The following is a 20,010-nucleotide window of genomic DNA, read 5'->3' on the forward strand; positions in this document are numbered from 1 at the left end:
ACCACGTCAAGTCTCGGCCGTGAAACGCTTGAAGCGCGCGATGTGCTGCGCGTAGTCCGTCGGATAACAGGTGGGAATAGATCGTGTCCATGGCGACCACCGAGGCGTGACCGAGTCAGCGGCTCACCTGGTACGGCGGGAAGCCCGCCGAGAGGCAGAGGCAGAGGCAGAGGCAGAGGCAGAGGCAGAGGCAGAGGCAGAGGCAGAGGCAGAGGCAGACAACATTGTGGAAGAACTGGTCGGCGATGGCACGTCTGCGCTGAACTACATGTCCGTGTGGCTTGCCCAAGTACTTCAAGCAATCGGCCACACTGTGGGCGAATAGCCCATCAACGAACGGGCACCGTCACGCGAGCGCTGGTACCCCTGCCTTCCGCCGCACGCAAGCCGCAGCATCCCGCGACCCTAGCCGCGCCATCTGCCGCAACCACCCCTCGCGCACGCCGGGCCCCGCATGCCGCACCTCCCCGAACCGCGTCACGCCGACCGTGCGCACGCCGCAGTACCAGAGCGTCGCGCGGGCCAACGAGGTCTCGGACGCGTTGCGGTACACGAGGCGGTTCCAGAGGCGGGGTGAGTCCATGGTCATGACGATGCGGGCGGTGCGGCCGGTGAGCAGGCGGTCCCAGAGGCGGCCGGTGGGGCGGTAGCGGAACGCGAAGCCGCTCAGAAACACCCGGTCGATGAATGATTTGAGGGCGGCCGGGTAGGTGCCCCACCACTGCGGGTAGAAGAAGACGAGGTGGTCGGCCCACGTGACGTCGTCGAGGTAGGCGGCGACGGCGGGTGGGAGTGGGGCGTCGTCGGGGTGGTCTGGTCGTGGCATCCGGAGTTCGCTGCGGGTGGTGGGGGTGCCGGGCACGGGGTCGCGGGCCAGGTCGATGGTGCGCACGTCGGCGCCGGCGGTGGTGGCCGCTGCCGCGTAGCTCTCGGCGAGCGCGTGGTTGAGCGCGTCGGCGATGGGGGTTCCGATGATGACGAGGATGCGCGTCACCGCTGTGCCGCTTTCTGCAGGAGGAGCTCGTTGATGGCGTTGAGCTGCGAGTTCAGCTGGTCGGGGTCGAGGCCGGGAACCTGCCCGAGGATGTCGGTGAAGTCGCTGTCGAGTTTGCCGCCGGCGGCCTCGACGACTGCCCACGCTTGGGGTGTGAGGTCGAGCATTACCCGGCGGGCATTGCCGGGGTCGCCGGATGTGACGACCCAACCGTCCGCGACAAGTTCCGGCACGCGTTTGGATACGGCGGCTTTGGAGACGATGAGGCATTCGGCGAGTTCGGTGACGCTGGAGGTGCCGAGTTCGGCGAGGGTGGTGAGGAACCGGAAGTGGCTGAACGTCATGCCGTGGTGTTTGCGGAGGTACGCGTCGGCGTAGGCGTCGAAGTGCAGCACGACCTCGTGGAGGGTGACGGGGATGCGTGTGGCCATGGGGGTAGTCAAGCGGCTTTGTGGCCGGTTGTCAACTAGTTAACACTGTTGACACTGCCTTGTCAGCAGCCCGGAGAGCCGACGACGTGCACTTCTCCGGAGGTTTTGCCGCTGAGTCACAGGAGTCACACGCACTTCCGCGGAAACGCTGGGGTGGGCATCCGGATGCTCCGGAAAAGAGTGACAAAGCCCGCGGGGCTCCGCGCCGCGGGCGGAGTCGAGGGCGCTAGTTCAGCGCCGGCAGGTCACCCGGGATCACGCCCGATCCGTACAGGTCCTTCGCGAGATCTTGCAGCGCCAGCAGCGCAACCCGCTGCGTGAGCGGCCCGTACGAGATGCGCGCGATCCCGAGCTCCTCGTACTCGGCCGCCGTCAGTGCGCCGGGGAGCCCGATCACACTGACCGTGTTGCGGCCGAGCTCGGCGACAACCTGCTGCACGGACTCGCGATCCATGAGCCCGGGGATGAACACGAGGGATGCCCCCTCCTCCAGAAACGCTTTGCCGCGCTTGATCGCCTCCGGAAGCCGCTCGCTGAGCGGTCCGGTGCCGCGTGCGATGGCATCCGTGCGGGCGTTCAGCTGGAACGGCACACCCTCCGCTTCGGCCGCTGCGACCATGGCGCGAACGTTCGCGACCGACTCGTCAAACGGCTTCAGCCGATCCTCCACGTTGGCGCCCACGACGCCGATGCCGATCACGCGACGAATGGTTTCGGCGGGGTTGTCGTACCCGTCGTCGAGGTCCGCGGAGACGGGAAGCTCGGTGGCGCCCACGATGATCTCGACCGCGTCGAGGGCGATCTGGAGGGGCATCCCGCCGTCCGGGTAGCCGTGGCTTGCCGCGATCGAGTGGCCTGCGGTCGCGATGGCGCGCGTCTCCGGGAGGCCGGCGACGACCTTGGTGGTGATGGCATCCCACACGTTGACGACGCGGAGGATCTCGGGTGCCTGGTGGAGGTCGCGGAGGGTGGTGGCTTTCTCGATGGTGCTCATGGGTCCACGGTAGCCCGCCTCTGTCTTGCCCTCCGCGCGACCTTCAGTACCGCGAAGAACGCGATGGTCCCGAGTGTCGCGCAGGCCGCGGCCCACACGGCGCCCAGCAGGAGCGGACTGTCCCCCATCGGTAGGGCCGGGTTCGCTGTAAAGATGGCGTCGATTACGAGCAAGAAAGCGAGCGGGATGGCCAACACCCACGGCCCGAGAAACGCGGCGCCGAGCATCCCGCCGATCGATCTCCTGTTCTGCCCCATTAGATAGCTCAACAGCGCGGCAAAGCCGCCCCACCCGATGGCCAGCACTGCGAAGAGTTGAGCGGACGGTACGTAGCTGACCTCGAGGATCGAGTCATTGCCTGCCCTCCACGCGAGATCAGGCCCGGCGCTGAGCACCCATTGCATGATGAAGGCCATGATCGCTCCCGACGCGATGCCAGCCGCGAGCAAGGCGAGAAGCAACGGGCGCCAGTCGGCTGCGCGGGATGGGGATGTCACTGCTCCTCCGCCCTGCACGGCTCCGCTTCGACGTATCCTGCCCGCCCACAGGACACGGCAAGCGAGAGGGCGCGCGGGTGCTCACCGCACGTCATCATTTTGAGTTCGCTCCAGCTCCAGGAACCAAACCTTCCGGGATCGGCCCAGATGATGACGTCCGAGTCGCCGAAGACGAGCTCGACCCCGCGTTCGGAGTAGACGCTCCACGTCGCCTCTCCAGTGAAGGTCTCGTCCGTCGCCTCCCAGCAGATCTGGTCCCCGACCCACTCCCACTCACCTCCGGGTACCCCTTCGAGCGCCGCCGTGCCGTCGGCCCGGAGCAGGATCGACATGTCGTTCCCGGTCCATTGGACGGGAATATCAAAGTCGGGGTGGCCGGGGTTGGGTAGGGCGCGGCAGCCAACAAGTAGCGCCACACACATGGCTACGAGGATGCCCGCCTTGAACCACCCCAACGTCTTAGGCATTCGCGATCCCCCGTTCGCGAAGTTCCGCGATCACGCGGAGCTCGTCGGCGAAGTGTTTATCGCGTGGGTTGGCGATCAAGGTGGCGTCCTCCCAGCCATACCTCACCAGGTCATCGAGGGTCACAGAAAAGTGGGATCGGCCGAAATCTATGTCCCGCCACGGAGCCGAGATGGCGTTCTCGAACGGCACGACAGCGTGTATTTCGGGATTGAGCAGAAAGAAGCGTGAGGGGTGCCCACGCACATAGATGGGGCCCCGCGCGTCGCGAAGATCGAGCATCCACTCGGGATCCTGGAGCCGCCGTTCGTAGAGCGCTCGGTGAACCTCCCACTCCCGTTCGTGCCCGCGATATTTGGTGATCTCGGGAAAGAGACTGAGCGGACCTACTCGCCCCCGGAGGGTGACTCGCCGAATCTCGCATCCGCGAACGAACCCTGACGGGATGTCCGTGTCGAGCCCCTCAATGGTGAGGTCCTCGATCACCGCACCCGAGATCTGTGACCTTCGCATTCGCAGGCGCCTCAGGTTGAGGTCTCGAATCACGGGGCGCGCCTCGGGGTCGTCTGTGATCTCCGTGCGGCAATCCAGGAGCGTGATGCGCTCAGCAGTGATGCCGCTCAGACTCTCACCCGCCCACAACGTATGGCCCTCGAGTTGCAGCTCCGTGGCCTTTCGGGCTGACGTTGAGCTGGGCGGAATGGGCTCGGCGTGGGTCGTTGACGCCGCAAGAGGCGACGCCCCGGAGGTGCCCGCCACCCCCGCGAGCACGGTTATGTGCGGCCACTGGTGGGGTCGTCCCTGCCACAGAAGCACCTCACTGGCAAGCGGAATTACATCGACCACACCCGCAGGAACATTCACTCGCTCGACTACGTCGCGGCCTGTGGCGTCCAACACGAGGAGACCCCGATCACCCTCGGAGGCCAAGAGGTGCCCATCGGCAGTGTGGGCGAGAAGGCGAGTAGCGCCAACATCCGGCCCCACCTCACTACTACGCATCCTTGTTGTGTCGTACCAGGCGATGCTGCCCAACGGATGAAGTTCACCGTAGGTACTCTCGCGGCTGGGAAGGTAGGCCACATGTGCGCCGATCGCCAGTGCGGAGGCGGCGCGGGGAATCGCCACCGACTTCCCTGAAGGGGCGAGGTGGTGTGCCTCACGAGCCAGTCCCGCTTGGAAGCTCATGAACAGACGGGATGCCTCGTCACCGACCGTGACGTCCGGTGCAGGCACGCGCATCCGGCCCACGAGCTCCATCGACTCAGTGGACACCACGGCAACCGTCTTGCCAAAGCGCGAGGAGACACCGACTGTCGCGTTGCCGAGTGGAGTCAAGGTGCTCTGGTGAGTGCCCAATCCTCGCCGGAGTCGCCGCGTCACCGTTGCCGTAGACAGCTCGATTTCGAAGAGACCGTACGAGCACAGAAGCCATGCCCGGTCGAGCGACGGGTCACCGACGGCATCCTGGATCACCCCGCTGACGCCTTTGCCGCGCTTCCACGAACCATCGCGTGTATCGAGGATTCCGAAGCGGGCGGCTGCGTCGCCTTCGAACCAGGACACGACAACCAACCCGGCTCCCAGGGGAAGCATCCTTCCGGTGCCGACAGCGACGGATCGCTCAACCGGCAGAGGGAGGTGAGCTTCAATCCGCATTTCGAGATCGTATCGCTGCGGAATCCATCGAAGGATGTGCGTTAGCGCCAGAACCGCGCCGGGTTCCTCGAGCCGCCAACGATAGGGTCATCCACGTGACCGATCCGCCGCGCCAAACGCGACAACCCTTGATCTTTTGGGTCACGCTCGCACTGGTCCTTCTCGGTCTGGGTGTGGCCGCGTATCGTGTGGCCATTCTGAGCCCCGGGAGCCTTGTTATCGTCGTCGCGATCATTCTCGTTCTGCTGGCACTGATCGTGGTCGTTGCTGCGGTCTGGATCCGTGCCCTGCTTCGTGCCGTGAGCAACGCCTTCCCGGGAGCGATCCATATTCCGATCACGGTCGGCGCCGACCTCGCGGCGGCGAGCAGGCACGCGGCTCAGGCGCTGAGCGACGACCGTGTGCGCCTGCGGAATAACTCATACGCCGCGCTTGCATTCGATGCGGCAGGCCTCCATGTGGCGAGCGACCTGAGCGGGCAGTACGGATTTGTGCCGACGGACCGTGTCACGATCGAGGGCTTCGGTCGCACGGTCGTTGGAGCCCGCGAAATGACGAGCGTCAGACTTCTCGTCACCGTTGGGGATGACCGAATCACCCTGGAGTTCGTCCCCATGCGACTCAAAGGCAATCCGCTTCGCCAGCTCTCCCCAGACGAGTTCGTAGCCCTGGCGGATCAGTTGACCCGCGCCATGTCCGGCGCGCCTGTCGAGCCCGGCTGGCGGTTCTAGGCGTCTGTGCGCTGGCACCAAACTAGCCACGCGCACGATGCGCGGCCCATGCCGCCAGAACCCTCGATCACCCCGCGGTAATCACGTCCGCCACTCTCCGGAACGCGTCCTTCGCCTCCGGCGTCCACCCGGCTCCGACGAAGTCGTGGAACGCGTCCGCGTACACGCGGAGCGTGACATCCGTTCCCGCTTGTCGCGCCTTCTCGGCGAAGCGCTCGGCGTCGGGGAGGAAGATGTCGCGCGCACCCTGGTAGATGGCGATCGGCGGCAATCCGGCGAGCGTGTCGTTGATGGGGCTGATGAGCAAGTCGCGGGGGTCACGGCTTCCGGCCCACGCGGCGCCGGCGGCGCGAAGAACCTCGGGCACGAGCATCGGATCGGACGGCAGCACGGCCTGGATGGCGGGGTTGGACATCGTGGCATCCACCCACGGCGAGAACAGGATGAGGCCAGCGAGAGTCGTCGCCCGCTTACTGATGGCGAGCCCGAGTGCGAGGGCCGCACCCGCGGAGTCACCCGCGATAAACAGGGGTCGGCCGGTCGTGCGGGCGACTACCTCCTCGAGGAAGGCGTATCCCTCGTCGACGGTGTGCTCCGGCGCGAGGCCGTAATCGGGAACGGTGACCGTCGCGCCGGTTCCGTCGATGATCGCGGCGACGATGCGCCAGTGCGCGGGGTCCAGGCCGTGGATGTAGGAGCCACCGTGCAGGTAGATCACCTGCGTGCCGGTTGCGCCCGTCGTGGGTGTGACCGTGGTAACCGGATGCCCGGCAACAACCTGCTCCGCGACATCCATCCGTCGACGCATCGACCGCGGGATCGGCGCCGAGCCCGCGCGCTTGCGCAGGGACGCCTCGAGAGTGTGTTCGCGCGTGAAGGTTTTGCGGGAGAGGCGGACAAGCATGCCGGTGGCGCGCATGGACAGCGACATCGGGCACCTTCTCTCGCTCTAGGAGAAGTATCCCCTCGCAAGGTCGCTGAGTGTTGCCATTTGGCTGCTATCGCGGCCCTCAGAGCAGCCATATGGCAACACTCGGAGAAAGCTACGCAGCCCGCCGACGCAGCCGCGCGTCGCGGATCGCGGGCGGCTGGTAGTCCTGGTCGAGGGCGCCGACGTCCGTTCCGGGCGGCACGATCTCGTCGATCCTGTCGAGCACGTCATCGCCGAGCACAACGTCGGCACCGGCGAGGAGGTCGTCGAGGTGCTCCATCGTCCTCGCGCCGAGGAGTGCGGCGCTCACGCCGGGGTGGGCGGTCGCGAAGGCCATGGCGAGGTGGGTCATCGGGATGCCGGCATCCGCAGCGAGCGGAATCAGCTGCTCGACCACCTCGACGCGACCCTCATCGCTCATGTGACGGAAGTACTGGGCCCTCGTCAGCTCATTCGCGGCCCCACGCCGGACGCGACCGGTCAGCAACCCCTGGGCGAACGGCCCCCACACCATCACCCCCATGCCGTACTCCTCGGCGAGCGGCAGCACCTCCCGCTCGATGCCGCGATTGAGGATCGAGTACGGCGGCTGCTCGGTACGGAGAGGCTGCAGCCCCCGCCGCGCGGCAACCCACTGCCCCTGCACGATCATCGAAGCCGGTGTGGTGGACGACCCGATCGCGCGCACCTTGCCCGCCCGAACGAGGTCACTGAGCACGGAGAGCGTCTCCTCGAGGTCCGTGTTCGGGTCTGGCCGGTGCAGTTGGTAGATGTCGATGTAGTCGGTGCCGAGACGGCGCAAGGAGTTCTCGATCGCGGTGGTGATCCAGCGGCGCGAACCGCCCTGGTGGTTCGAGTCCTGGTCAAGCGGCATTCCCACCTTGGTGGCGAGGACCACGTCGTCCCGGCGCCCGACGAGGGCTTTGCCGACGACCTCCTCGGAGTCGCCGTACGCGTCGGCTGTGTCGATGAGGTTGATTCCGGCATCCATCGCAGCGTGGATGATGCGCGCCGACTCGGCTGGATCGTTGCCCATGCGCGTCGCGAACATGAGGGTGCCGAGGCCGTACCGGCTCACGGTGATGCCGGTGCGGCCGAGGGGGCGGTACTGCATGGTTTCTCCTTGCGTGGGTCGTACACTGTCTAAACGGAATGCCGTTCCGCAACTATACGGAATGCCTTTCCGCTTCTCAAGCCTGGAGAACGATGACCCCACGAGTTCAACGTGCCGACGCGCAGCGCAACACCGCTGCTCTCCTCGACGCCGCCAAGGCGACCTTCGCGACGAGCGGGGTGGATGCCCCCGCCAAACAGATCACCGACCTGGCAGGCGTTGGGGTCGGAACCCTGTATCGGCACTACCCGCGCCGCTCCGACCTCATCGTCGCCGTGCTGCAGCACGAGATCGACGAGTGCGTTACGGCAGCCGACGAACTCGCGGGCACCCTGGACCCGAGGGAGGCCTTGGTCGCGTGGATCGAGCGCTTCCGCGATTTCGTTGGCACGAAGCAGGGACTCGCAGCAGCCCTCCACTCCGGCGACGCCGCCTACGACGGCCTGCCTGAGCAACTGCTCGACCAGCTTGAGCCCGCGCTCCAGGGTCTTCTCACCCGCGCGATCGAGGGCGGGCACGCCCGCGGCGACCTGTCCGCCCGGGAGATCATGACCGCGATCGCACTGCTGTCACAACCCACGCGGGGCGCGACGGCGGGAGCGAATCAGCGCATGATCGACACCTTCATCAACGGACTCGCGACGGTAGATCCGCTAGCCCAGGCGTCGCCCCGCGCGCTCCTCGAGTAACCGCGCAGCCAACAACTCCGCGTCGATCGCGCCGAACCGCTCCAGAGTTGCGCGAGCGATGCCGTATGGCTGCTGTGACACGCGCCAGAGCAGCCATATGGCATCACTCAGCGAGAGTGCTCCCGCAGCCACCCCTCGAGGTACTGCGCCACCCCATCGTCGTGGTGGGTCGCGGTGATCACGTCCGCGGCCTGGAGCACGGCATCCTTCGCATTCGCGACCGCGATCGCGGTACCCACGGCAGCGAACGCGGGCAGGTCGTTGTAGTTATCCCCAAAGAAGTAGCAGTCACCCACCGCCACACCGAGGTCGGCCTCGAGATCCCGGATGCCCGTCCCCTTGTCGCACGCGATGCTCCCGATCTCGAGGTAGGTCTCCTTCGAGCGGTACCCGACCGCATCGGGAAGGGACACAACGAGCCGCTCCACCGCGTCGATCAATGACACCTCGCCCATGCACATGATCTTGTGCGGCGGAGCGCTGGCCATCACTCCGCCCCCCACGTAGTACTCGGCCAGCTCGTCGCGCGGCGAAACCCCGGTGTTGCTCATCTCGCGCTCCGCCCAGCGGTCCCGCGCCCACACGTACCAGTCGTCGCCGCTGTAGAAGCTGCCGTGCACGCCGAGGCTCGCGCACAGGTCGTAGATCTGTTGCGCGGCGCTCGCGGGGATCGGGGTGTTGCTGACCACACGGCCCTGGGCGGAGAGCACGAGGCCTCCGTTGTAGGCGACGATCGGGGCATCCGTCGCGCCGTAAAGGCTTTCGAGCGCGCGCAGCGACGCGGGCATGCGTGAGGAGCACAACACAAACGTGTGCCCGGCTTCGCGCACGGCGGTGATCGCCTCAATGGTGCGCGCGGAGATGGTGCGTTGCGCGTTCAGGAGGGTGCCGTCGATGTCGGAGCAGAAGACGGCCATGCGTCAAGTCTGGCGGCTCGGAGGCCAGCCTGCGTTCACTGGCCCGCGACAGGACGGATACCGCGGCGTACCCTCGCACGATGCGCGAGTTTCACGGCGAACAGTTCGAGGGTGCTCCCCTCTTCCTCAACTCGGCCACGTACGGCCTCCCCTCCCGCCGCGTCACCGAAGCTGTGACGGGTGCCCTCCGCGCGTGGGAGCTCGGCGACCTCGCGCCCATGGAGTTCGACGCGTCGGTTGCCGCGGCGCGGGGCGCGTTCGCCGCGATGGCGGGAGTTGATGCGGCGTCGGTGGCGATGGGCGGGAGCGTGTCCGAATTGCTGGGGCTCGTCGCATCCGCGCTCCCCGACGGCACACGTGTGGCGACGTTCACGGGCGAGTTCACGAGTGTGACCGCCCCGTTCGACGCGCAGCCGGGGGTGACGGTGACCGCCCTCGAACCCGGTGAACTGGAGCGCCGTGCCGGCGAGTTCGATGCGGTGGCGGTGAGTCTGGTGCAGTCGTCGGACGGACGGGTGCTCGATGTCGCCGCGCTGCGTTCATCACTCGGTTCGACCCGGGTGATCCTCGACGTCACGCAGGCGATGGGCTGGATGCAGCTGGATGTCGCGTGGGCCGACGTCATCGTGGGCGGCAGTTACAAGTGGTTGCTGTCCCCGCGCGGCGCCGCGTGGATGTCGGTGCGCGACAACCTCCAGCTCACCGCCAACTCTGCCGGGTGGTACTCCTCCGAGACGCCGTGGTCGAACACTTACCAGCTCCCCTCCCTGCAGGCCCCGGATGCTCGGCGATTCGACTCCTCACCCGCCTGGTTCACCCTCCTGGGCGCCGGCATCGCGATGCCGTGGCTGGCCTCCCTCGACGCGGCCGCGGTCCATGCCCACTGCGTCGGTTTGGCGAACTCGGTGCGCTCCGACTTGGGGCTGCCGCTGGCGGATTCGGCGATCCTCGCGCTCGACGTGCCCGACGCCGCCGCGCGACTCGCGGCAGCGGGCATCCGTGCCGCCGTGCGTGCGGGCCGCGCGCGAGTGAGCTTCCACCTCTACAACGACGAGAGTGACGTGGCGGCGCTGCTCGCGGCGCTGCGCTAACGCCGAGCCCACATGGCTCGCACCGCGGTGAGAACGTCCTCGGCGCTGGCACTAGAAGCTTTGCCTCGGGTGACCAACTCGCGGATAGCCTCGACCACAGCACCCGGGAGCACTGCCGCAGATGCTGAGACTCTCGTGCCTGAGCCCACGCGAGTCTCCACGAACCCGTCCCGCTCGAGCATTTTGTAAGCCTTCGCGACGGTGCCCGGCGCGACACCGAGATCGCTCGCGCTTTGACGAACTGTCGGGAGCCTCTCCCCCGCGCCGAGCTGCCCGGAGGCGACCAGGCCGCGGAACTGTTGGTAGATGCCGAGCGCGGAGCTCGCATCATCCGAGGACTCGTTCATGGGGATGCCGCCTCCGCCACCCGCTCGGGGCGAGCGACCGCTCTCGCCGAGCGCACCCCGACAAACAGAAGGAGGGTGAAGCCTGCCACCTCGAGCAGGGGCGCGACCCAGCCAGCCGCGGACGCCAGCGCGGCGTACCTCCACACGATCTCATAAGGCTCGCTATTGCCAACGGCGACCGATGAGAGGTTTCCTGCACGGGCGATAAACCGGAGTGCGCCCGCGAGGGCAAGAAGCGCGGCCGCGGTCGCAACGTGCACTGCCGCCGCAGCGACCGTGGTGCGCGCGCCTTGCTCCGACGCGACTGTGTCAGCGCGCAGATACGGCCGAGCCGCGTTGCGGGAGAGGAGCCCCAGTGTGACGAGCCCAAGGAGTGCGACGCTCACCAGGACGGGAACTCCGTATGACCACCCGTAGAACCACGGCCTCACGGGTTCAAGAGTGGTGTTCGGGGCGACAAGCTCTAGGTAGATGAACCGCCCATTCTCGTCGGACGACGAGGCAAGCCCGGCTGCCACGGTTGTCGCAGCAAGACCCACCAGAGTTACGCCGGCCACCACGAGACCGCGCCGAGGCCCAAAGGTCGCCCACGTACGACGGGATGTCGGCAGCATCGGCTCCTCCGGTGTGCGTGTGCCGGTTGTCATGATCGAGACCAGCACAACGCCGAGGCCGAGGGCAGCAGCGAGCAGAGGGAGCGGATAGCGCCACCAGTCGACGACGTCGACCAAGCACATTCCCACCAGGCACAGTAGATAACCACGCACGATGTTCTCGATCGCGAAGATCACGACCACCGCGACGGCGACCGCGCCGAGCATCTTCAGCTCCCGCGAGTACGTCAACGGCATTAAGGAGCGGTCAGAGCGGCGAACCCTGGTAATCACCACAGTCACGATTGTGGCGATCACGAAAGAGAAGAGTGGCAGGGAGAAAAGTGCACTGATGATCGCATTCGGATCGCTGAGTAAATCTGGCATCACTACCGCCTAACTTTGTACCCCATGTTTAGCACATTTTGTATTACGTGAGTAGTACATTCTCAGGCGGCTCGACCTGGCTCTCGTTGACCTCGCTCAACTAGCGCCGAGCGCTCCGAAAGTCCGACTTTGCCGCCCGCCATTCCGGGCCTTTCGGAAGACTCGCGCAAAGCACCCCGCCACCCGCAGGTCGTGCCACCCGAACGCGCCCTCCTCTGGGAGCGCAGCGCGAATGCTGTCCTCGCTGAACGGATGCCGCGGCCGCACGCCTTCCGGAGGCTCGGGAGCCCACGGCAGCGGCTCGCTCACACCTTCGCCGAGCATCCGGGCCTGCGCCTTCGCCACGAGCGGGACTTTCATCGTCCACTCTGTGACCTGTGCGAGCACCCGTATCGCCCACACCGGTAGCGGCACGAAGAGCGGCTTCTTTCCCGCAACGGCAGCCACACGACGCACCGCCTCCTCGAGCGGCAACTCCTCGGCGCCCATCACTGCGACCGTGGGCGCGTCGATTCGACCCTCTGCGGCCGCCAGTATCACCTCGACAAAGTCGTCAACGGGGATCGGCCGCACCATGCGGCCCCCGAGGCCAACGGTGCCGAACACGGGCCACGAGCGCACAGCGCGAGTGACGTGATCGACCATGTGGTCGCCGGGCCCGTAGATCATCGACGCCTTGAGGATGGTGTGGGCAATACCCGATTCTCGGATGATCTCCTCGGCCGCCCACTTGGTCTCGTGGTACGGCGATCCACAGTCGGGCCGCGCGCGAAGAAAGCTGACCATGATGATGCGCGCGACTCCTGCACGTCGAGCGGCCTCGACGACGGCTCGCGTGCCGCGCACGTGAACACGTTCGAAGGTTTGGTCACCGATCTGGCGGTTGATGCCAGCAGCGTGGACGACAACGTCGCACCCGGCGAAGGCGGCGGCGAGGGCATCCGGGTCATCGATCTCCACCCCGGTTCGTCGCGAGATCACTACGGTTTGGGCGGGGTCGAGCCGAGCTGCAAGGTGCCTGCCGACAAATCCGGTACCTCCGGTGATCGCGATGCGCATGGTGTGCGTCCTTGTCTATTTTGCTAAATTGCTACTTTCCTGAGCGTATCTAGCAATGGTGCTAAAGTGCAAACATGGCAGATTCGGCAAGCGACGTCTTCTCCGCTCTCGCTCACCCGACGCGTCGACAGATTCTGCAAGACCTCAAAGGCGGTGAAATGGCTGCCGGCGAGATCGCCGCTCGATTCAATACCTCCGGGCCGACGATCTCCCGCCATCTGTCGGTGCTGCGCCAGGCGGGCCTCGTCACCGAACGCCGCGACGCCAACCGCATCATCTACTCGCTCGTCGGCGATCGTCTGGCTCTCTCCGTCGGAGACTTCCTTTCCACCGTCTGTCCCGAGCAGATCGTGCTGCGCGAGGTACGCAAGCGCTCCCCTCGCGCCGCAACCACGTGACACTCGCGCAATCGCACACCGCCGCGCAATACTGATCCCCATGGACGACCTCACCGGCACCGCGGACGAGCGGATGCACCAACTCGCCACCCTCGAAGCATCCGGCCCCCTCGACGCGGCGTGGCTGCGTCGCCAGCTCGACCTCACCCTGCAGGCCTGGGCGAGCGACGAGACGGAGCTCGACATCGAGCGCGAGTCGCACACCGACTTCTGACCCCCGGTCGCAGCGCGCTCTTTTCCGGAGGGTTGGGTCTGCAGCGCCCCATTTTGGGTAACTGCTGTGACTTGAGGCCAAAAGCTCCGGAAAAGTGCGCGAAAAACCGGTCGAGGGTGAGGGGAACGGGCATCCCTGGGACAATGGGCACGTGAGTGCACCGAAGCGGCCCCCGTTCAACCCCCTGCCGATGCTGGCGGTCGGCACGGGCGCCCTCGTCGCGGCGCTCATCATGCTGCCGTCGCTGTTCACCACCGACGAGCAGATCCCCATCCCCGTCATCCTCTTCGCGATGGCGGGATTCGGACTCATCACGGGCTTCATCGAGCTACCCAAGTGGCTGCCGTACCGCAAGCGCACAACACCCGAACAGCGCAAGAAGGAGAAAGAGGAGTACCTCTTTCTCAAGTCGCAGGCCGAGAACAGCAACCTCATCAAGTAGTCATGGGCTTCTTCGACCGCACCTCGACGGTGCTCATCCAACTGAACGCTCGCCTGCAGCCGATTCACCGCGGTGACCTCGAGGATGCTCTCATCGAGCGCGTTCTGCCCACCATCCCGAAGTTCCGGGTGGCCGGCGGCGGCACGGGCGTGGACAAGGAGGGCCGCGTCACCGGGTGCGGCATCGAGGTCGTCGTTCCGAAACCGGAGCTCGAGGCATCCCTCGTCGAACTCGCGAGCGCACTGAACACGCTCGGTGTTCCCCGCGGCAGCAAACTCATCACCCCGCCGAAGCGTTCGATTCCTGTCGGCATGGCGGAGGGCATCTCGGTGAGCCTCCCGCGCATCGTCACTCCGGAACGCACGGATGCCCGGCAACTCCACCACTCGGAACCCCTCGATCACGCCCTCGACCTCCTCGGCGCTGGTCTCGGCGCGGAGGGGCGCGTCTGGTCGTGGCAGTTCCTTCCCACGGGCGCCGAGCTCGCAATCTACGGCGCCGATTCGGAACGATTGCGCGAGCTGGTCACCTCGCACCTCCCCCGCGAGGGTGACTTCGCCCGTTACCGCATCTCGGAGATCGCGTAGCACTCGGCGCGAGTTTACATCTGATGTTTTCGCATTAATGCGTTGACAGACAACAAACTGTCACCTTAAGCTGCGCGGGATGGCTCGCACGCGGACGTGGGAGAAATCGATTTTTCAACCCAATGACGGGAGGGACCATGACTGTCCTCGTGATGCGCGGTCGCCCTCACCCGTCTGACGTCTGCGTGAGAGCGCGAACATCCCGTGAAACACATCGACAGCTTGTCGAGCTTTCCGGCGCGACGATGCACCGAATGGAAGGACCCACAGCACCATGACTCCCCCAGTACAACGACACACGAAACGTTCGTGGCGTCTCCGAGCCAAGGTCGCAGCGGCCTTGGCGTTGAGCGGATCCCTGCTCTTCGCCGGCGTTGTTCCCTCGGCGACGGCCGACGTGGCTCAAGCTCCCGGCATCATCCTCCGCGGCTTCAACATGGGCCAGTCCATCGGCGGCCTCTGCGAGCTGACCCCCGGCCAGACGCCCAACGTCGACAAGGTGATGACCAACGTCGACTGGCAATCCGACGCTCAGTTCGGACTCACCGACTTCTTCATCGCGCACGCGCTCGGCAACATCACGATCCCGACGACAGGCAACTACACGTTCCGTCTGACTGCGGATGACTCCGGCCGACTCTCGATCGGCGGCGAGACGATCATCGCGAACGCCAACGGCGGCGGCACGCAGGGCACGGCGACCCTCGAGGCCGGTCTCCACACGATCCTCGTGGAGCACTACGAGGACTACTGGGGTCAGAACCTCAAGCTCGAGTGGATGAAGCCGGGTGACGGCAACTTCAGCGTTGTCCCCGCGAGCGCCTACAGCTACGACGACGAGACCATGGCACACGTCACCGCCCCCGGCATCAAGACCTGTGTCGGCACGGAAGACTCTCCCGGCGATGGCTTGCCGCTCGACGACGTCAACCCGATGTACGACCTCATCGACCTGCGCGCCGACGCGTGGGAGCCGCAGGTCACGGGCCTCGCGTGGCTCGGCGAGCAACTCATCGTGTCGACCTGGGGCGGCACCAACTACGCCGGCAACGAGGGCGGGCACGGGCAGGTCTACCTTCTCGACGGGGTCGTGGGAGACGACGTCGATGCCGAAGAGGTGACTCGCACGCTGATCGCCGACAACCTCAACGAGCCGATGGGTGTCACGGCTGTCGACGGCAAGGTGTACGTCACCGAGAAGCACCAACTTCTCGAACTGACGGATGACTCGGACGGCACCTGGGCCGAGCGCACCGTCGCCGCGTTCCCGTATGGCGGCAACTATCACGAGTTTGCTTTCGGCCTTCTCTATGACGAGGGGTACTTCTACCTCAACCTCTCGGTGGGCATTGGCGGCGGCGGATCGTCGTCCAACCCGCAGCCCGCCGACAACCGCGGCACGCACGTCAAAGTGAATGCGGCAACGGGCGAGGTCGAGTACGTCGCTGGCGGTCTTCGCACGCCCAACGGCATGACGTGGACCTCCGATGGCACGATTCTCGTTGCGGACAACCAGGGTGACTGGCTCCCCGCCTCGAAACTCATCGAAATCGAAGAGGGCGGTTTCTACAACCACTACAACACCCCGTCCGGGCCCTTCGACAACGAGGATGTTGTGCGACCGATCGTCTGGTTCCCCCAGAACGAGATCGGCAACTCCACAAGCCAGCCCGTCGAGCTGACGGATGGTCCGTTCGCCGGCCAGCTCCTCGTCGGTGACGTGACCTACGGTGGCCTCCAGCGCGTCTCGACCCAGGTTGTTGACGACGTGAAACAGGGTGTCGTGTTCCGGCACACCCAGGGTCTTGAGAGCGGCATCAACCGCACGATTCTGGGGCCGGACGGCGACATCTACTTCGGCGGACTCGGTGCCGGCGGCAACTGGGGGCAGGCCAACAAACTGCGGTACGGCCTCCAGAAGCTGAGCCCCAATGGCGACGACAACTTCGACATGCACAACGTCACGATCACCGAGTCCGGGTTCGAGATCACGTATACGAAGCCGATCTCCGAGGAGACACTCGCGACCATCGAGGACGCATACGCGGTCGAGCAGTGGCGCTACGCCCCGGTGAACGCCTACGGCGGGCCGAAGCTCAACCACGTGGATCTCACGCCGAGCAACGTCGTCGTATCCGAGGACAAGAAGACGGTGTCGTTCGACGTGGAGGGTCTGCGCGAGGATCGTGTGGCCTACATCCATTCACCGCGCCCGTTCTCCTCCGTCGACGGTGACACCCTCTGGAGCACGGAGGCCTGGTACACGATCAACGAGATTCCCGGCTACGTTCCGCCGCCCGTTGTGCCCACCGCGATCTTCGAGATGGAGGATGGCACGCAGTCCGGTTCCGCGGGAGTCGCTACGGAGCACGCCGGATACACCGGCACGGGATTCATCGACAACTTCTTCACGGGCTCGACCGCTTCGGTCGAGGTCACCGTGAACAAGGGCGGGGTCTACCAGCTCGCAACCCGCTACGCGGCCGGGCCGCATCCCGACACCAACGGACGCACCGCCAGTCTCTTTGTGAACGACGAGGCGATGGGGCAGCAGGCGTTCCCGAACACGCTCGCCTGGAACGCGTGGTCGGATTCGACGACCGAGGTCACGCTGAGCGCCGGAACCAATGTGATCGAGTACCGCGCGATGGGCGCTGACACGGGATACATCAACTTCGACAACGTCGCCCTGACGCTGCTCGAGGCTGAGGTCATCACCGTTGAGGCGGAAACCGGGCAGCTCTCGGGTGGTGCCGACATCGACACGGAGCACGCCGGCTTCTCCGGCGATGCGTTTGTTGACGGTTTCGATATCCCGACCGCGGCCGTCGATATCCCTGTGACGGTGCCGACCGCCGGCGAGTACGACGTGACCCTGCGCTACGGTGCAGGCCAGTACGGACAGAACCCGGACAGCCGAACCACGCATGTAACGATCAACGAGGGGACGGCAACACAACTGACTCTCGGGACCGCCTCGGCATGGTCCACGTGGCTCGATTCCGAGCCGTTCCGCGTCACACTCGCTGCGGGAGAGAACATCATCCGCTTCCACAACGTGCAGGGCGACACGGGCTTCATCAACCTCGACCGCATCCAGCTTGTCGCGGCCGATGTCGACCCCGACCCGGACCCTGACCCCGAGCCCGTGGCTCAGACGTTCTACCAGTGGGAGCTCGGTACGAAGACGAACGCGCAAAACGCGAACGCGTTCGGCGGCTCGACGGGAACCGGTTACGTGAACGGTTTGGACGCGAACTCGTCGGTCTCCCTCGACATCCTCGTGGAAGAGGCGGGTGAGTACGACCTCGCGTTCCGCTATGCGAATGGCGCGTCGATGAGTTCGGCACCCGCAACGGGCAGCGTGTACATCAATGACACCGAGGCTGGAGACATCGCGTTCCCCAGCACCGTTGCGAACTGGGCGAAGTGGGCCACCGAGCGCATCACCGTCGAGCTCGAGGAGGGCGTGAACACCGTCGAATACCGGGTAGAGGCCGGTGATACGGGTTCTGTGAACCTCGATCTGCTGAGTGTTCGACCGCACGGCGAGCCGATCGCCCTGTTCGACGGAAATGGTCTGGCCAACTGGCAGAACACGAACGGGAGCGCGGCGAACTGGGTGCTCGAGGATGACACGATGCGCGTCTCCGGCGGAAACATCCGCACGCTCGAGGGGTTCAGGGACTTCCGACTGGATCTGGACTTCTGGCTCCCGGTGCTCCCACCGGAAGTCACGGGACAGGACCGCGCCAACAGCGGCGTGTACCTGCAGGAGCGCTACGAAATGCAGGTGCTCGACTCGTTCGGCATCGACCCGCTGCAAACCAATGACGCGGGCTCGATCTACCTCCAGAAGGCCCCGGACGTGAATGCGGCGGCCGAGCCCGGCACGTGGCAGAACTACGTGATCGAGTTCACCGCCGCGCGGTGGGAGGGGGCGACAAAGGTCTCGAACCCGCGCGTCACCGCGTGGTGGAACGGACAGAAGATCCACGACAACATCGAGGTCTTCGGCTCCACCACCCTCGGCGAGCAGGAGGGCCCGGCAACCGGAGGCATCATGCTTCAGGATCACAGCAACCCCGTGAAGTACCGGGACATCTCGCTCGAGTTCATCGAGCCTGCCGTCGCTCCGGAGCCCGAGCCGTCGCTCGTGTACGAAGCGGAGCAGGGTGTGCGCAGCGGAGGGGCAGGCGTGGCAACGGAGCATTCCGGATACTCGGGCACGGGCTTCGTCGATCTGCTTCTCGCCCCCGGCGATGGTGTGAGGCTCAACCTCTTCGTTGCTGACGAGGGCGAGTACAACGCGACGCTGCGCTACGCCGCGGGCCCGTACGGATCGAACCCGACAACACGCACGGTGAGCGTGCGAGTCAATGACGGCGACCCCGTGCAGATCGAACTACCCACCACCTCCGCGTGGAACGTGTGGTCGGACTTCCTCCACACGCTCGACCTCAACGAAGGTGCGAACACCGTCGAGTACTACGTCGCGCCCGGAGACACGGGGTTCATCAACCCCGACCTCCTGACGCTCGAACTCGTCGGTGGCGAGGAGCCGACCGAGGTGGTCGTCGACCGCGTAGCTGGCGCCACGCGCTACGACGTCGCGGTGAACATCTCACACGGCGCCTACCCCGACACGGCTCCGGTCGTGTACGTGGCCAACGGCGAGAACTACCCCGATGCGCTGTCGGCCGGTCCGGCTGCCGCTCACGAGGGTGGTCCTCTCCTTCTGGTGCAGCCGAACGCCGTACCGTCGGCGGTTGCCGACGAGATCGCTCGACTCGACCCGGCGAAGATCGTTGTGGTCGGCGGAGTGAACTCGGTCAGCGCCCAGACCTTCACCGCCCTGTCGTCGATGGCCGACGAAGCGGTGCGGATTGCAGGTGCTGATCGGTACGAGGTCTCCCGAAACGTTGCCGAGTACGCCTTCGGTGACACTGTTCCTCTGGTCTATGTCGCGACGGGTGAAAAGTTCCCCGACGCACTGGCCGCTGGCGGTGCCGCAGGGTCGAAGGATGCACCGGTGATCCTGGTGCGCGGCTCCGCAACGGCTCTGGATGACGCGACCACGGCGCTGCTCGAAAGCCTCGGCACCACGAGCACTCGCGTGCTCGGGGGCCCGGCGACGGTGACCCCGGCCCTCTTCGACGGCATCAACTCCATCGCCGAGGCAACACGTCTCGGTGGCGCCGACCGCTATGAGGCGGCTCGCGCCATCAACATGGACGCGTTCGACGAGGCAGATCGGGCATTCATCGCGACCGGGTTGAACTTCCCGGACGCGCTGGCCGGCTCGGCGTGGGCCGCAGCACAGGGGGCGCCGATGTACGTGGTCCCGGGTTCGTGCGTCACCGCTGGTGTGCTCGCGGACCTGGACGCGCTCGGTGTCACGAACGTGACCCTCCTCGGTGGCGAGAACTCGCTGTCGCCGGAGGTGTTCGCGTTGACCGCCTGCTGACGG

The 20,010-nt window shown here is 65.9% G+C and carries 21 protein-coding genes; 9 read left to right on the forward strand and 12 right to left on the reverse strand.

What is annotated here, in order from left to right:
* Positions 1-106: 106 nt before the first annotated feature.
* The gene (locus LH407_RS04890; RefSeq protein WP_322132413.1) at positions 107-325 is read left to right on the forward strand and encodes a hypothetical protein; all 219 of its coding nucleotides are present in this window, start codon (positions 107-109) and stop codon (positions 323-325) included.
* A 21-nt stretch (positions 326-346) separates the two neighbouring features.
* Here LH407_RS04890 and LH407_RS04895 read toward each other — a convergent pair whose 3' ends face one another.
* The 6 genes from LH407_RS04895 to LH407_RS04920 all read right to left on the reverse strand — a co-directional run bounded on the left by LH407_RS04895 (position 347) and on the right by LH407_RS04920 (position 5,040).
* On the reverse strand, positions 347-994 hold the full coding sequence (locus LH407_RS04895) for an NAD(P)H-dependent oxidoreductase (protein ID WP_322132412.1): 648 nt from the start codon (positions 992-994) through the stop codon (positions 347-349).
* Positions 991-1,425: a MarR family winged helix-turn-helix transcriptional regulator gene (locus tag LH407_RS04900; RefSeq protein WP_322132411.1), complete on the reverse strand. Its 435-nt coding sequence runs from the start codon at positions 1,423-1,425 to the stop codon at positions 991-993. The genes LH407_RS04895 and LH407_RS04900 overlap by 4 nt, the downstream gene beginning before the upstream one ends.
* Positions 1,426-1,651: 226 nt before the next feature.
* Entirely contained in the window at positions 1,652-2,419 is a 768-nt protein-coding gene (locus LH407_RS04905) for an isocitrate lyase/PEP mutase family protein (RefSeq protein WP_322132410.1), read from the reverse strand.
* Positions 2,416-2,916 (reverse strand): hypothetical protein, encoded by a 501-nt coding sequence (locus tag LH407_RS04910; RefSeq protein WP_322132409.1) that lies wholly within the window; start codon positions 2,914-2,916, stop codon positions 2,416-2,418. The genes LH407_RS04905 and LH407_RS04910 overlap by 4 nt, the downstream gene beginning before the upstream one ends.
* Positions 2,913-3,383: a hypothetical protein gene (locus tag LH407_RS04915; RefSeq protein WP_322132408.1), complete on the reverse strand. Its 471-nt coding sequence runs from the start codon at positions 3,381-3,383 to the stop codon at positions 2,913-2,915. The genes LH407_RS04910 and LH407_RS04915 overlap by 4 nt, the downstream gene beginning before the upstream one ends.
* Positions 3,376-5,040 (reverse strand): YncE family protein, encoded by a 1,665-nt coding sequence (locus tag LH407_RS04920; protein ID WP_322132407.1) that lies wholly within the window; start codon positions 5,038-5,040, stop codon positions 3,376-3,378. The genes LH407_RS04915 and LH407_RS04920 overlap by 8 nt, the downstream gene beginning before the upstream one ends.
* 95 nt (positions 5,041-5,135) lie before the next feature.
* On the opposite strand from LH407_RS04920, the gene LH407_RS04925 reads away from it, so the two are divergent.
* A complete protein-coding gene (locus LH407_RS04925) occupies positions 5,136-5,771 on the forward strand; it encodes a hypothetical protein (protein WP_322132406.1) in 636 nt (211 codons plus the stop codon).
* Positions 5,772-5,838: 67 nt separating this feature from the next.
* Here the strand turns inward: LH407_RS04925 and LH407_RS04930 are convergent, their stop codons facing one another.
* Together LH407_RS04930 and LH407_RS04935 are read right to left on the reverse strand one after the other, a co-directional pair.
* On the reverse strand, positions 5,839-6,702 hold the full coding sequence (locus tag LH407_RS04930) for an alpha/beta hydrolase fold domain-containing protein (RefSeq protein WP_322132405.1): 864 nt from the start codon (positions 6,700-6,702) through the stop codon (positions 5,839-5,841).
* A 112-nt stretch (positions 6,703-6,814) separates the two neighbouring features.
* Positions 6,815-7,816 (reverse strand): aldo/keto reductase, encoded by a 1,002-nt coding sequence (locus tag LH407_RS04935; RefSeq protein WP_322132404.1) that lies wholly within the window; start codon positions 7,814-7,816, stop codon positions 6,815-6,817.
* Positions 7,817-7,908: 92 nt separating this feature from the next.
* On the opposite strand from LH407_RS04935, the gene LH407_RS04940 reads away from it, so the two are divergent.
* Positions 7,909-8,505, forward strand: coding sequence for a TetR/AcrR family transcriptional regulator (locus tag LH407_RS04940; protein WP_322132403.1), 597 nt, complete (start codon positions 7,909-7,911; stop codon positions 8,503-8,505).
* A 107-nt stretch (positions 8,506-8,612) separates the two neighbouring features.
* Here the strand turns inward: LH407_RS04940 and LH407_RS04945 are convergent, their stop codons facing one another.
* The gene (locus LH407_RS04945; RefSeq protein WP_322132402.1) at positions 8,613-9,422 is read right to left on the reverse strand and encodes a Cof-type HAD-IIB family hydrolase; all 810 of its coding nucleotides are present in this window, start codon (positions 9,420-9,422) and stop codon (positions 8,613-8,615) included.
* 80 nt (positions 9,423-9,502) lie between these two features.
* On the opposite strand from LH407_RS04945, the gene LH407_RS04950 reads away from it, so the two are divergent.
* Positions 9,503-10,513, forward strand: coding sequence for an aminotransferase class V-fold PLP-dependent enzyme (locus tag LH407_RS04950; RefSeq protein WP_322132401.1), 1,011 nt, complete (start codon positions 9,503-9,505; stop codon positions 10,511-10,513).
* On the opposite strand, the gene LH407_RS04955 is transcribed toward LH407_RS04950, so the two are convergent.
* The 3 genes from LH407_RS04955 to LH407_RS04965 all read right to left on the reverse strand — a co-directional run bounded on the left by LH407_RS04955 (position 10,510) and on the right by LH407_RS04965 (position 12,899).
* Complete coding sequence (locus tag LH407_RS04955) at positions 10,510-10,860, reverse strand: GntR family transcriptional regulator (RefSeq protein ID WP_322132400.1); 351 nt, start codon at positions 10,858-10,860, stop codon at positions 10,510-10,512. The genes LH407_RS04950 and LH407_RS04955 overlap by 4 nt on opposite strands.
* On the reverse strand, positions 10,857-11,711 hold the full coding sequence (locus LH407_RS04960; protein ID WP_322132399.1) for a hypothetical protein: 855 nt from the start codon (positions 11,709-11,711) through the stop codon (positions 10,857-10,859). The genes LH407_RS04955 and LH407_RS04960 overlap by 4 nt, the downstream gene beginning before the upstream one ends.
* Positions 11,712-11,936: 225 nt before the next feature.
* A complete protein-coding gene (locus LH407_RS04965; RefSeq protein ID WP_322132398.1) occupies positions 11,937-12,899 on the reverse strand; it encodes an NAD-dependent epimerase/dehydratase family protein in 963 nt (320 codons plus the stop codon).
* 74 nt (positions 12,900-12,973) lie between these two features.
* Between LH407_RS04965 and LH407_RS04970 the strand changes: the two genes are divergently transcribed.
* The 5 genes from LH407_RS04970 (at position 12,974) to LH407_RS04990 (ending at position 20,007) form a co-directional block, all read left to right on the forward strand.
* Complete coding sequence (locus LH407_RS04970; protein ID WP_322132397.1) at positions 12,974-13,297, forward strand: metalloregulator ArsR/SmtB family transcription factor; 324 nt, start codon at positions 12,974-12,976, stop codon at positions 13,295-13,297.
* Between the two features lie 40 nt (positions 13,298-13,337).
* A complete protein-coding gene (locus LH407_RS04975; protein ID WP_322132396.1) occupies positions 13,338-13,511 on the forward strand; it encodes a hypothetical protein in 174 nt (57 codons plus the stop codon).
* Positions 13,512-13,662: 151 nt separating this feature from the next.
* Positions 13,663-13,953 (forward strand): hypothetical protein, encoded by a 291-nt coding sequence (locus LH407_RS04980; RefSeq protein WP_322132395.1) that lies wholly within the window; start codon positions 13,663-13,665, stop codon positions 13,951-13,953.
* 2 nt (positions 13,954-13,955) lie between these two features.
* Positions 13,956-14,540: a hypothetical protein gene (locus LH407_RS04985; RefSeq protein ID WP_322132394.1), complete on the forward strand. Its 585-nt coding sequence runs from the start codon at positions 13,956-13,958 to the stop codon at positions 14,538-14,540.
* 274 nt (positions 14,541-14,814) lie between these two features.
* Positions 14,815-20,007 carry a cell wall-binding repeat-containing protein gene (locus tag LH407_RS04990; RefSeq protein WP_322132393.1) on the forward strand — a complete coding sequence of 1,731 codons (5,193 nt, stop codon included), beginning with the start codon at positions 14,815-14,817 and terminating at the stop codon, positions 20,005-20,007.
* Positions 20,008-20,010 lie beyond the last annotated feature (3 nt).

Source organism: Antiquaquibacter oligotrophicus (assembly GCF_020535405.1).
GTDB classification, from domain to species: domain Bacteria; phylum Actinomycetota; class Actinomycetes; order Actinomycetales; family Microbacteriaceae; genus Rhodoglobus; species Rhodoglobus oligotrophicus.